Origin of the sequence: Actinoplanes sp. NPDC026619, assembly GCF_040638295.1 — a bacterium.
In the GTDB taxonomy this organism is placed as follows: domain Bacteria; phylum Actinomycetota; class Actinomycetes; order Mycobacteriales; family Micromonosporaceae; genus Actinoplanes.
On sequence record NZ_JBEZYA010000003.1, the window covers coordinates 125,707 to 138,159 of the forward strand.

A 12,453-nucleotide genomic window follows, 5' to 3' on the forward strand; every position below is an offset into this window, starting at 1 on the left:
CCGTTCCCCTCCCCCAGGCTGACGGGAGCCATCATGTCACCCTGCGCGCCCGGTTCCAACGGGTTCCAACCCCGGAGCGACATCACCCGCGGCCCGAGATACGTACTTTCAACGGTCTTCAGGCCATATCAAGTCGTACAGGTGCTTAGTATCTTTATGTCTGATCAACAGGGCATTCGACGGGGGACGAGCCATGAGAAACCGACACTGGATCGTCACGCTCACCGCGTCGATCGCGGCCGTCACCGCGGGCGCGGCGCCCGCCCAGGCCACCAACTGGGAAACCGTGGCGGTGTGGTCGATGGACGAGCCGGCCGGCGCCCGGGTCATGGAAGACAGCAGCGGCAACGGGCTCCACGGCGGCATCGGGTCCGAGGTCTTCACCGGCCGCAGCGCCGGCAGTTCCCAGGGGTACGGCTTCGGCCGCCTGGAGCCGGACACCCCGCCCGCACGCCCGGCTCACCTGGTCGTGGTGCCCGACTACGCGGCCCTCGACCCGGGCGACCGGGACTACGCCGTCTCGCTGCGGCTGCGGACCAGAAACCAGTTCGGCAACGTCATCCAGAAGGGACAGGCGACCGTCGCCGGCGGCAGCTTCAAGATGCAGATCCCGGGCGGGAAGGTGCAGTGCTGGTTCCGCGGATCGGCCGGCCAGGTTCTGGTCACCGCGCCCCGGCCGATCAACGACGGCGACTGGCACACGGTCATGTGCATGCGCTACCGCTCCGGCGTGTCGGTCCTGATCGACGGCGTCACCGCGGCCAGCAAGCCCGGCGCCACCGGGACGATCTCGAACGCCTGGCCGCTGTCGATCGGCGGCAAGACGACCTGCGATCAGATCGAGGTGGGCTGCGACTACTTCGGCGGGGACGTGGACTGGGTGAAGATCCACGCAGCCGGATACGACTGGTAGCGCTGACGACACGCTCCGATAGTTCGAGCAAAGGCTTTCCCCTCAAGGTTGACACTCGGGGAGGTACCGAGCGAATGTTCGACGATGAGCGATGACTGGCCCGGCGCGGGGACCCTGCTGGCGACGCGCTACCGGCTGGTCACTCTCCTTGAGACCGGCGGCATGGCGCAGGTGTGGCGGGCCACCGACGAGTTGCTCGGCCGCCCGGTCGCGATCAAGCTGGCGACCGGGCCGCACGTGGCCTGGCGCGAGGCGCGGATGGCGGCCAAGCTGTCGCATCCCAACATCGCGGCGGTGCACGACTACCGCGAGGCGGTCCGCGCCGACGGCTCGGTGGCGCCGTTCGTGGTGATGGAGCTGCTGGCCGGCGAGACGATCGCGGCCCGCCTGGAGCGGGAGACGTTTTCCTGGCAGGAGGCGGCCCGGGTGGGCGCCGCGGTGGCCGACGCGCTCGCCGCCGCGCACTCCGGCGGCGTGGTGCACCGCGACATCAAGCCGGGCAACGTCATGCTCACCCCGACCGGCGTGAAGATCCTCGACTTCGGGATCAGCACGGCGGCCGGCGAGCCGGACGACGACGACACCGGCGCGACGTTCGGCACCCCGGCCTACGTGGCGCCGGAACGCCTGGACGGCATGCCGGCCGAGCCCGCGACCGATGTGTACGGCCTGGGCATCCTGCTGTTCGAGATGGTCACCGGCGATCCGCCCTATCCGGTGGACACCTGGGAGGAGCTGGACGAGGCCCGCCAGAAGGGCCCGTCGACGCTGCCCGAGTCGCTGCCGGCCGATTTCCGCACGGTGGTCGATCACTGCCTGGAAGAGCTCCCGGCCGACCGGCCCGGAGCGGACGAGGTCCGTTTCACGCTGACCGCGCTGTGGCTGGCCGATCAGCCCGCCGACGCGCCGGCCGTCGAGCCGCCGATCGTCGAGGTGTCAGCCGTCGAGCTGGGAGCGGAGCGGCCGGCTCTCGAGCCGGTCCCGGCGGGCGCCGGCGCGCGGCCGGCCGCGGAAAATCTGCACCCCCGGGTCGCGCAGATCTGGTCGGGCACCACCCCGCGACCCGGTTACGCGCCCGGCCGGGCCGCCCCGGCCACCGTGCCGATGTCCGACATCGAGCACTTCGAACCGCCCAAGCGCCGGATCGGCCTGGTGCTCGGCGTGCTCGCCATCCTGCTCGCCGCGATCGGCGCCTACATGCTGGTCAATCGGCCGAAGAACAGGACCGACGCGAACCCGCCGCCGCAGACCCACCCGGCGACGCTCTACTATTCCCGCGCCCCGACCGTGCCCAGCGTGGCGCCGAGCTCGCCCGCGCCCACCGTCACGTCGGCGCCGCCCCGGCTGGCCTTCGCGGACGCGGTGAGCCGGCTGCGCACAACGGTCGAGGACGGCGCGGCCACCGGCGAGATCCGCGGCGACGTGGCCACCGACCTGCTCAACCTGATCCGCAACCTGGAGCGGGCGACGAAGAAGGACCGCCCCGACCGGATCGAGCAGATCCGCCTGAAGGTCGCCGACCGGGCCGGCGAGGGCAAGGCCAGCCTCAGCGCCGGGCGGGCGACGATCCTGCGCGCCCGCCTGACCGATGTATCTCGGTCCGTTTAGGCCGACCCGCGGATCACCAGGCGGGTCGGCAGGACCACGCCGCCGCTGTCGCCGTCCTCGTCGCCGTCCAGTTTGGCCAGCAGCAGCCGCACCATCTCCCGGCCCATCTCGGCGATCGGCTGGTCGACGCTGGTCAGCGACGGCTCGGTGTGCCGGGCGACGACCGAGTCGTCGAAGCCGATCAGCGCGACGTCCTCCGGGACCCGCCGGCCGTAGTGGCGCAGCACCCGCAGCGCCCCGGCGGCCATCGTGTCGGAGGCCGCGAACACCGCGTCGACCTCGGGGTACTGCTCGAGCAGCCGGAGCATGGCGGCCTCGCCGCTCTCCTGACTGAAGTCGCCGAACGCGACCGGCCCGTCGCCGACCACGTCGCGGTAGCCGTCGAGACGGGCTAATCCCGCGGCCATGTCGAGCGGGCCGGTGATCGCCGCGATGCACTGGCGGCCCTGGCGGCGCAGGTAGGCAACGGCCTCGCGGGCGCCGGCCCGGTTGTCGGCGTCGACGAACGTGCCGGGCTCCGCATACATCGGCCTTCCGACCCGGACGGTGGCAACGCCGCGGTCCTCCAGCAGCGCGGGCAGCGGGTCGTCGCCGTGCAGCGACAGCAGCAGCGCGCCGTCGACGTGCTGGCGGGTGAGGTAACCCTCGAGCCGGCGGCGCTCCTCGGGCGCCTGCGCGATCATCAGCACCATCTGCAGGTTCCGGGCGACCAGGACCGACGAGATGGATTGGACGATGCGGCCGAAGAACGGCTCGGCGAAGAACCGCTCCCCCGACTCGAAGATCACCAGCGCGACCGAGTCGGTGCGCTGGGTGACCAGTGTGCGGGCGGCCCGGTTAGGGACGTAACCCAACTCGGCGATCGCGTCCTCGACCGCCGCCTTCGCGCGCGGGCTGACCTGCGCGGAACCGTTGACGACGCGGGAGACCGTGCCCCGGCCGACGCCGGCTCGCAGCGCCACCTCTTCCAGGGTCGGCCGTCCGGCACCCCTGTTACGGTCCGTCATGCGTGGCACCTCCTCCGCGCGACTTCTGGCCGCGCCCGACACAAAGTACCCGCCCGGTGCAGCCCAGGGCATGATCGAGCCAGCCAAACCCTATTACCCATGTAGGTCAATCTCCGTCCGTGCAGCGTCGTGGGAGCCGGAAGGGCCGCGGCGCGAGGTGGTTCGGGGCAATGAGTGCGATGCCGGCCGGCGGAGATCGACGAGCGCCTTCACGCGGGCACGCTAGCAAATATTGAGATGGGAGCGCTCCCATGACACGATGACTTCACATTAACAACCGTGGGCGGAGTTGTTACGCATGCGCCGTGTGTGTTTCGGGGTGATGGCCGCGTTGCTGGCGGTGGCCATCGTCGTCGTGCTGCGCTCCAGCGCGCCCGCTGCCCAGGACACCCCCGTCGGCCAGCGCGTCGACGAGCTGATGGCGCGCATGACGCTGGCCGACAAACTCGGCCAGATGACCCAGGCCGAGCGGGCCGCGGTCACCCCGGCCGATCTGACCACGTACCGCCTGGGCTCGGTGCTCTCCGGCGGCGGCTCCGCCCCGGACGACAACACCCCGGCCGGGTGGGCGGACATGTACGACGCCTACCAGCGCGGCGCGCTGGCCACCCCGCTGAAGATCCCGATGCTGTACGGGGTCGACGCCGTGCACGGCAACAACAACGTCCCCGGCTCGACGATCTTTCCGCACAACATCGGCCTCGGCGCCACCCGCGACCCCGACCTGGTGCAGCGGATCGGCGCGGCCACCGCCGAGGAGGTCACCGGCGCCGGTCCGGACTGGACGTTCGCGCCGTGCCTGTGCGTGGCCCGCGACGACCGGTGGGGCCGCACCTACGAGTCGTTCGGCGAGGACCCGGCCCTGGTCTCGGAGATGGCCACCGTCGTCACCGGCCTGCAGGACGGGGCGGCGCCGGTCCTCGCGACCGCGAAGCACTACCTCGGCGACGGCGGCACCACCGGCGGCGACGACCAGGGCGACACCGCGCTGAGCGAGGCGGAGCTGCGCCGCATCCACCTGCCGCCGTTCCGGGCCGCGGTCGACCGGGGCGTCGGCGCGGTCATGGTCTCGTTCTCCAGCTGGAACGGCGTCAAGCTGCACTCGAGCAAATACCTGATCACCGACGTGCTCAAGACCGAGCTCGGGTTCGGCGGGTTCGTCGTCTCCGACTGGGCCGGCATCGACCAGATCGACGGCAAGCCCGGCTTCACCCGGGCCGAGGTGGTCGCCGCGGTCAACGCCGGCCTGGACATGCTGATGGTGCCGGAGAACTGGACCACCTTCCTCGACTACCTGCGCGCCGCGGTCGAGGCCGGCGAAATCCCGATGTCGCGCATCGACGACGCGAACCGGCGGATCCTCACCAAGAAGTTCGAGCTGGGGCTGTTCGAGAAGCCGTACGCGGACCGCTCCTGGCAGGAGACCGTCGGCAGCGCCGAGCACCGGGACCTGGCCCGCCAGGCGGTGCGCGAATCGCAGGTGCTGCTGCGCAACTCCGGCGACGTCCTGCCGCTCGCCAAGACCGGCGGGAAGATCTTCGTGGCCGGCAAGAGCGCCGACGACCTCGGCAACCAGGCCGGCGGCTGGACCGGCACCTGGCAGGGGTCGAGCGGCGACACGGTGCCCGGCGGCACCACGATCCTGCAGGGCATCCGCGACGTCGCCGGGCCGGGCACGACCGTCACCTACGACCTGGCGGGCGACGGCATCGACGGCACCTACCGGGCCGCGATCGCGGTGATCGGCGAAACCCCCTACGCCGAGTACGAGGGTGACCGCCCCGCCGGGCTCGGGCTCGGGCTCGACGACCAGGACACGGCGGTGCTCGCGAAACTGCGGGCGGCCGGCGTGCCGGTGATCGTGGTGCTCGTCTCCGGGCGGCCGCTGGACGTCGCCCCGCTGGTGGCCGGCTGGGCCGCGCTGGTCGCCGCGTGGCTGCCGGGCAGCGAGGGCGCCGGCGTCGCGGACGTGCTGTTCGGCGACTACGCCCCGACCGGGCGGCTGCCGGTGACCTGGCCGGGCTCCTCGGCCCAGGAGCCGATCAACGCCGGCGACGGACAGACCGGGCTATTCGCGTACGGCTATGGCCTCAGTTTCGACGACCGCGAAGCCGACAGCGCCCCGCCCAGCTCGCCCGGCGCCCCGGCCGCGACCGCCCTGACCACGGGCGCCTTGGCCCCGACCGGCCGGAAGCTGACCTGGATGGCCGCCACCGACACCGGCGGCAGCGGCCTGGACGGCTACGACGTCCTGGCCGACAACGCGCTGATCGGCACGACCACCGGGCTGTCGCTGTCCCTCGCCACGATCTCCCCCGGCGTGCACGAGCTCACCGTCGTGGCACGCGACAAGGCCGGCAACCGCTCGGCCCCCTCGACTCCGCTGGTGGTCACCGTCCCGGACGCCCGCGGATGCAAGGCACGTGGCGGATGTGTCGCCACGTGAACACCCCCGTTCCCCTCCCCACCCCTGGAGTCCCCATGATCCGACGTGTCGCCCTAGCGGCGGCCGCGGCCGGCGCTCTCATCGCCGGCCTCGTCACGGTGGCCGCCATGCCGGCCGACGCCGCCACCGGCGGAACCGGCACCGGTTACCTGCACACCAGCGGTAACAAGATCCTCGACAGCACCGGCGCGACGGTCCGGCTGACCGGCATCAACTGGTTCGGGATGGAGACCGACAACAAGACGTTCCACGGTCTCTGGGCCAGCAACCCGTGGCGCAGCCAGCTCGACACGATGGCCTCGCTCGGCTACAACACGCTGCGCATCCCGTTCTCCGACGACGCGCTCAAGGCCGGCGCGACCGCCACCGGCATCAACGACTACGTCAACCCGGATCTCGTCGGCCTGTCGCCGCTGCAGATCCTCGACAAGGTCGTCGACTACTCCGGCAGCAAGGGCATGCGGGTCATCCTCGACCGGCACCGGCCGACCGCGGCCGGGCAGACCGCCCTCTGGTACACCGCGGCCGTCCCGGAGACCACCTGGATCGCCAACTGGAAGTCCCTGGCCCAGCACTACGCCGGGAACACCACCGTGATCGGCGCCGACCTGCACAACGAGCCGCACGCCGAGGGCACCAACCCGGCCGCGACCGGCGCCTGCTGGGGCTGCGGGGTGCAGGAACGTGACTGGCGGCTCGCGGCCGAACGCGCCGGCAACGCCATCCTCGCCGTACAGCCGAATTGGTTGATCTTCGTCGAAGGTGTTTCCTGCCCCAGCGGTGGCCTCTCCAACGTCTGGGACGGCGACACCAGCAACGACGAGGACTGCGGCTGGTGGGGCGGGAACCTCTCCAAGGCCGGCGAATATCCGGTGCGGCTCAACGTGGCCAACCGGCTGGTCTACTCGCCGCACGAGTACGCGACGAGCGTCTACCACCAGACCTGGTTCGACGACCCGACCTACCCGGCGAACATGCCGGCGATCTGGGACAAGTACTGGGGCTACCTCTACAAGCAGAACATCGCGCCGATCATGATGGGCGAGTTCGGCACCACGCTGGCCAGCGACATCGACAAGGTGTGGCTGACCGAGCTGCTCAAGTACACCGGCACCGGGGTCAACGGGATGTCGTTCACCTACTGGTCGTGGAACCCGAACTCGGGTGACACCGGCGGCATCGCCAACGACGACTGGACCACGATCAACACGGCGAAGCAGGCGATCATCTCGCCGTACCTGATCGCGCCGGTCGCCGGCGGATCGACCGGTGGCTCGACCGGCGGCACCACGTCGCCGACCGTCTCCACATCGGTCTCCACGTCGCCCAGCACGCCGACCACCACCGGGGCCTGCACCGTGACCTACAAGCAGGACAACGCGTGGGAGGGCGGCTTCCAGGGCGGGCTGACCGTCAAGAACACCGGCAGCGGCGCGGTCAACCCGTGGTCGGTGACCTGGACCTGGCCGTCCGGCGTCACCCTCGGCAGCGGCTGGAACGCGACCGTGACCCAGAGCGGGACGTCGGTGACCGCGGCGGCCCCGACCTACGCGGCGTCGCTGGCGGCGGGCGCGTCGGTGACCGTCGGCTTCACCGCGAACGGGACGGCTTCGGCGCCCGCGACCGTGAAGCTCAACGGCGCGACCTGCGCCTGATGAGGACTGAGCGGTGCGGACCAACCGGGCTGGTCCGCACCGCTCACCTCTCAGTCGTCGTCGCCGTGGCCGTGGCTCCCGTGGTCGTCGGACGCCGACGGGCTCGGCGCCGGGCTCACCTGCGGGCTCGCCTTCGTCTTCTTCCCACGCGCCTCGACGCGTGAGGCGAGGTAGTCGGCGCCGCTGCGGGTGCCGTTGACCGTGATGCCGTAGCCGACGGCCAGGTCGGCCACGGCGGCGTTCTTGCCGTTGACCCGGATCCGGGCGTCCGCGGTCACCGTGACCGTGAGCGCAGACCCCTTGCCGTTGATTTTGATGCTTACCGTGCGGCCGGACACCGCGGTGACCATGCCGGTGCCGGAGAACCGGGACGGCCGCGACGCGGCGTGCACCGCGGCGGCCTGCTCGCCGGGCGCGGCAAACGCGACCGTGGCGGCCGAGGGGACGACGACGGCGGTGGCTAAGGCCGCCGCGACGGCAACGCGTCGAAAGCGCACGGGCAACTCCTTGATCGGGGAGTTTCCATCGTTCCCCCGCCCGGTTGCGAGACGCGTTGCCGTCCGGTTGCAGCGTTACAGGATGCCGCGGGCGTGGAACGCGGCGCGGGTCTTGAGCGCGGCGTAGGGGCCGTAGAGCACCAGGGCGGTGGCCACGGTGCGCCGGGCCGCCTCGGGCATGCTGATCGTCGGATTGAAGAAGAACTGCGACTCGAGGATCACCCGGTTGGCGGTGGTGCGGCCGAGGGCGCGGTTGACGTCCCACAGCGCGTGCGACCAGATCTCGCCGTCGGCGTGCACCTCGTTCTCCAGGTCGCCGGGGTAGACCTTCGGGCCGTCGGTGCGGCGCAGGCAGTGCGGGGTGTCGTCGGTGTAGGACGTGGCGTCCCAGTCCATCACACACGCCCACGGGGTGACCGCGGTGTTCGGGCTGGTCGCCTGGGACATCGTGACGGCCCAGTAGTCGCCGAAGCCCTCGCCGATCGAGCCGGCCTCCTCGGACTCGCCGAAGCCGGGCACCTGGTCGTCCTGGATGGCGTGGCCGTACTCGTGCCAGATCACCTCGTTGTCCTCGGCGTCGTCCACGCCGCCGGTGCCGAAGGTGATGCCGTCCACGCTGGGGTCGTAGTACGAGTTGTCGTCCTCGTACCCGGTGGTGCTGAAGTCCTGCGGCTCGTTGTTGACGTCGCGGAACCCGAGCCGGTGGATGTACTCCTGCGCGCCGGTGATGCTGTAGTACGCCATGACCTGCTCGAAGCCGTCCTGCGAACGGTTGAACAGGAACGTACGGCTGTGGTTCGTGACCTGGTTGTCGCTGATGTTGAACGCGTACCGGCCGTGGAGCTTGTCGGTCCCGCGGTCGAGCTGGGTGAGCCGGACCGTGCGGTAGGCGCGGGCGAACTGCGGGCCGTCGGCGTTGTCGTTGTCGGTGAGCGACTCGTTCTGCAGCTTGACCACCGGGTTGGGGTCGAAGACGCGGCCCTTGCCGTCGGCCTGCCGCACGGTGTTCTTCTCCTGCAGCAACGCGCCCGAGTCGGCGTCGACCAGCGTGCGGTAGGTGCCCTTGCCGGTCGGGGTCAGCGTCATCCAGGCGAGCGTGGCCGGTGAGCCGGGCACGATGACGAGCTGCGCGCTGCCGGGCTGCTTGCCGAGCCGGCCGGCGACCTTCGACCTGGCGCCCTGCGCGGTCAGTCCGGCGATGTCGTCGGCGAGGCCGGTGACGGCCTTGCGGCCGTCGTCGACGGTCAGCACGCCCTTGTCGGTGTGCGTGGCGTAATAGCCGCCGAAAACCGGGATTCCCCGATAGGTCTGTTGGTACCAGGTGTGCGCGCCGAGCAGCGACTGCCGGGTCTGGACCAGCTGCAGCCCGGCCGGCGCGGCCTGCGCGGCGGTGCCGCCGGCGATCACCACACCCACCGTGACCAGCGGCGCGAGCAGCCGAATTGTTCTCTTCAAGGAAACCCCCCACGTCGATCCTCAGAGGATCGCGACGCTACCCCTCACCCACACTTATGGAAATACGTGGATGATCAACGGGGTCGGCGGTGGTGGGCGGTCAGCCGGCTTCCGGCCGGGGCAGGCGGATCGAGATGGTGGTGCCGCGGCCGGTGTCGCTGTCGATGGTCAGCGCGCCGCCGTGCGCGTCGATGATCGCCTTGACGATGCTCAGGCCCAGTCCGGCGCCCTGCACCTCGTTGCGTTCGGCGTCGGCCGTGCGGCGGAACGGGGCGAGCACCCGCTCCTGGTCGGCGGGGCTGATGCCGATGCCGGTGTCGCGCACCTCGATCACCGCGTCGGCGCCGTCCACCTCGGCGGCGACGGTCACCCAGCCCTGCGGGGTGAACTTGACCGCGTTGAGCACCAGGCGTTCCAGGGCCTGGCCGATGCGCTGCAGGTCGGCGCTGACCAGAACCGGCTCGCCGGCCTCGGCCGCGATGTCCAGGCCGCGGCCGTGGGCGAGGACCCGGTTGCGGTCGACCGCGTCGCGGGCCAGGGCGGCCAGGTCGATCACGCCGCGGTCGAGCACGAGCGAGCTCGGGCCGGTCTGCGCGGCCAGGAGCATGTCGTCGACCAGGGCCATCAGCCGGTTGGAGTTGCGCCGGATCCGGTCGAGGAACTGCTGGTTCTCGGCCGGCTGGGCCTCCTGGTCGCCGAGCACCTCCAGGTAGCCGTTGATCGAGGTCAGCGGCGTACGCAGCTCATGGGTGACGCGGGAGATGAACTCGTCCTTGATCCGGTCGGCGTCGCGCAGCCGCTCGTTGGCCGCGTCCAGGCCCCGCGCGTACTGGCGCAGCTCCAGCTGGGCCATCACGTGCCGGGCGAGGGTGCGCAGGCCGGCGCACTCGGCCGGGGTGAGCAGCCGCGGCTCGAAGTCGATCACGCAGAGGCTGCCGAGCGGCTGGCCGCTCGCCGAGATCAGCGGGGCGCCGGCGTAGAACCGCAGGTACGGCTCGCCGACGACCATCGGGTTGTTGCGGAAGCGGGGGTCGAGCCGGGCATCGGGCACCTGCATGACCTCGCCGTTGTGCATGGCGTGCGAGCAGAACGAGTGCCGGCGGGCGACCTCGCAGGCGTCGCCCATGCCGACGCTGGCCTTGAACCACTGACGCTCGCCGTCGACCAGGCTGATCCCGGCCGTCGGAGTGCGGCACAGCTGGGCGGCGAGCACGGCGATGTCGTCGAAGTCGGCCTCCGGGGCGCTGTAGAGCACCTCGTACTCGCGCAGAGCGGCCAACCGCTGTTGCTCCGCCACCATGATGTCCGACATTTACGCAAACCTCCCGGCTGTCACTGGTCCACTCGGCTACCCGCCGCCGGTGCTGAGCCTTAGCCCGGGTGCAGGGTGGTGCGCAGCGGGACAACCGGATCGCAACCGGGTCACACTCCTCCCGAACCCCCCGCTCCCTACGGTCTGAACTGCATGAACGTCACCTACGGACGGGGTTTGACATGGCCGTAATCGTCGCTGCCGAGGACGACGCCGATGTCGCGGGTCTGCTCGCCACCACGCTGAGCCGGGCCGGGCACGTCGTGCACCTCGCGGGCAACGGCCCACGGGCTCTGCAGATGGTGGCCGAGTGCCACCCCGACCTGGTGATCCTCGACAACGGGCTGCCCGGCATGACCGGTCTCGACGTGGCCCGCCGGCTGCGCGCCGACGACGCCACCGCGGCCGTGCCGATGATGATGCTCACGGCCGTCGCCCCGGACGGCGCCCGGGACGTCTTCGACCAGGTGCTGAGCAAGCCGGTCCCGTTCCGGCAGGTCGCCGACGTGGCCCGGGACCTGCTGGCGAACTCCGGCGACCGGCGGCTGACCAGTGGCCGGCCGCTGACCGACCCGGACCGGCTGGCCGCGGTGGCCCGGCTGCTCGACGAGCCGGACCCGGTCGACGAGCTGAGCCTGGCCATCGAGATCGCCAACGTCGCCGAGCTGACCGGCGCGTCCAGCGCCGTCGCCGGCCTGGTGCTCGACAACACCCTGCAGCACCTCGCCTCGGTCGGGCTGCCCGACCTGATCGTCGAGGCCGGCGGCACGCCGATCGAGTGGACGCCGGGCGGCGTGCTGGCCGGCACCGACCGGCCGGTGCTCTTCGACGATCTGAGCAGCGACCCGATCTTCCAGGACATCCCGATGGTCACCATGTCCGGTGTCCGCTCGTATGCCGGGGTGCCGCTGCACTCCCCCGACGGCCTGGTCGTCGGGATCATGGCGGTGATGGACACCGCGCCGATGCGGTTCTCCGGCGCGACGGTGGACACGCTGCGCGCGGCCGCCCCGCGGGTGATGAGGCTGATCGACCGCCGTCGCTAATTGCCTCGGCGGTGCTCGAAGATCAGGTGCGTCTCGGTGTCGGCGACCAGGCGGGTGCCGCTGAGCCGCTCGGTGATGATCGTGCGCAGGTCCTCGACGTCGGCCGTGGCCACATGCAGCAGGAAATCATAAGAACCAGACACAAAATAGACATCGCGTACGGCGGGAATGCCCGCCAGTGACTCGGCGAACTTGCCGATCGCATCGCGCGCGTCGGACCGGATCCGCACCGCGATCATGGCCTGGATCGGGCGGCCGATCCAGGCCGGGTCGACGTCGGCGTGGAAGCCGCGGATCGCGCCGAGATCGCGCAGCCGGCGGATGCGGGTCAGGCAGGTGGACGGGGCGATGCCGACCCGCTCGGCGAGCGCGTTGTTGGGCATCCGGCCGTCGACCTCCAACAGGGCCAGAAGCTCCAGATCGAGGTGATCGAGGCCCCGAAGATCCTTCGGCGAATCCGCTGTCATTGCTTGGTGATCCACATTTTATTCTCCTGTCTTTCCTGAAACAGAAT

The 12,453-nt window shown here is 71.0% G+C and carries 10 protein-coding genes; 5 read left to right on the forward strand and 5 right to left on the reverse strand.

The features are described 5' to 3' along the window. The first annotated feature begins 193 nt into the window (after positions 1–193). Together AB0E90_RS09020 and AB0E90_RS09025 are read left to right on the forward strand one after the other, a co-directional pair. Positions 194–913: a laminin G domain-containing protein gene (locus AB0E90_RS09020; RefSeq protein ID WP_360401716.1), complete on the forward strand. Its 720-nt coding sequence runs from the start codon at positions 194–196 to the stop codon at positions 911–913. 84 nt (positions 914–997) lie between these two features. Continuing rightward, positions 998–2,521, forward strand: coding sequence for a serine/threonine-protein kinase (locus AB0E90_RS09025; protein WP_360401719.1), 1,524 nt, complete (start codon positions 998–1,000; stop codon positions 2,519–2,521). Here AB0E90_RS09025 and AB0E90_RS09030 read toward each other — a convergent pair. Continuing rightward, positions 2,518–3,528 (reverse strand): LacI family DNA-binding transcriptional regulator, encoded by a 1,011-nt coding sequence (locus AB0E90_RS09030; protein ID WP_360401722.1) that lies wholly within the window; start codon positions 3,526–3,528, stop codon positions 2,518–2,520. The genes AB0E90_RS09025 and AB0E90_RS09030 overlap by 4 nt on opposite strands. Before the next feature lie 298 nt (positions 3,529–3,826). Here AB0E90_RS09030 and AB0E90_RS09035 point away from each other — a divergent pair, with 298 nt between their 5' ends. Then, entirely contained in the window at positions 3,827–5,974 is a 2,148-nt protein-coding gene (locus AB0E90_RS09035; RefSeq protein ID WP_360401725.1) for a glycoside hydrolase family 3 N-terminal domain-containing protein, read from the forward strand. A gap of 35 nt (positions 5,975–6,009) precedes the next feature. Then, on the forward strand, positions 6,010–7,629 hold the full coding sequence (locus tag AB0E90_RS09040) for a cellulase family glycosylhydrolase (RefSeq protein WP_360401728.1): 1,620 nt from the start codon (positions 6,010–6,012) through the stop codon (positions 7,627–7,629). A gap of 50 nt (positions 7,630–7,679) precedes the next feature. Here AB0E90_RS09040 and AB0E90_RS09045 read toward each other — a convergent pair whose 3' ends face one another. From AB0E90_RS09045 to AB0E90_RS09055, 3 genes are all read right to left on the reverse strand, one after another. Then, a complete protein-coding gene (locus tag AB0E90_RS09045) occupies positions 7,680–8,126 on the reverse strand; it encodes a hypothetical protein (protein WP_360401731.1) in 447 nt (148 codons plus the stop codon). Positions 8,127–8,201: 75 nt separating this feature from the next. Continuing rightward, positions 8,202–9,581, reverse strand: a complete 1,380-nt coding sequence (locus AB0E90_RS09050) for a M36 family metallopeptidase (RefSeq protein WP_360401734.1) — start codon at positions 9,579–9,581, stop codon at positions 8,202–8,204. Between the two features lie 100 nt (positions 9,582–9,681). Continuing rightward, entirely contained in the window at positions 9,682–10,893 is a 1,212-nt protein-coding gene (locus AB0E90_RS09055; RefSeq protein WP_360401737.1) for a GAF domain-containing sensor histidine kinase, read from the reverse strand. Between the two features lie 182 nt (positions 10,894–11,075). Here AB0E90_RS09055 and AB0E90_RS09060 point away from each other — a divergent pair, with 182 nt between their 5' ends. Continuing rightward, positions 11,076–11,939 (forward strand): response regulator, encoded by an 864-nt coding sequence (locus AB0E90_RS09060; RefSeq protein ID WP_360401740.1) that lies wholly within the window; start codon positions 11,076–11,078, stop codon positions 11,937–11,939. Here the strand turns inward: AB0E90_RS09060 and AB0E90_RS09065 are convergent. Then, entirely contained in the window at positions 11,936–12,406 is a 471-nt protein-coding gene (locus AB0E90_RS09065) for an Lrp/AsnC family transcriptional regulator (protein ID WP_360401743.1), read from the reverse strand. The two genes, AB0E90_RS09060 and AB0E90_RS09065, sit on opposite strands and share 4 nt — an antisense overlap. Positions 12,407–12,453: the final 47 nt, after the last annotated feature.

Coding starts and splice junctions, on each gene's coding strand:
- AB0E90_RS09020 (WP_360401716.1), top strand. CDS start 194: ATGAGAAACCGACACTGGATCGTCACGCTCACCGCGTCGATCGCGGCC.
- AB0E90_RS09025 (WP_360401719.1), top strand. CDS start 998: ATGAGCGATGACTGGCCCGGCGCGGGGACCCTGCTGGCGACGCGCTAC.
- AB0E90_RS09030 (WP_360401722.1), bottom strand. CDS start 3,528: ATGACGGACCGTAACAGGGGTGCCGGACGGCCGACCCTGGAAGAGGTG.
- AB0E90_RS09035 (WP_360401725.1), top strand. CDS start 3,827: ATGCGCCGTGTGTGTTTCGGGGTGATGGCCGCGTTGCTGGCGGTGGCC.
- AB0E90_RS09040 (WP_360401728.1), top strand. CDS start 6,010: ATGATCCGACGTGTCGCCCTAGCGGCGGCCGCGGCCGGCGCTCTCATC.
- AB0E90_RS09055 (WP_360401737.1), bottom strand. CDS start 10,893: ATGTCGGACATCATGGTGGCGGAGCAACAGCGGTTGGCCGCTCTGCGC.
- AB0E90_RS09060 (WP_360401740.1), top strand. CDS start 11,076: ATGGCCGTAATCGTCGCTGCCGAGGACGACGCCGATGTCGCGGGTCTG.
- AB0E90_RS09065 (WP_360401743.1), bottom strand. CDS start 12,406: ATGACAGCGGATTCGCCGAAGGATCTTCGGGGCCTCGATCACCTCGAT.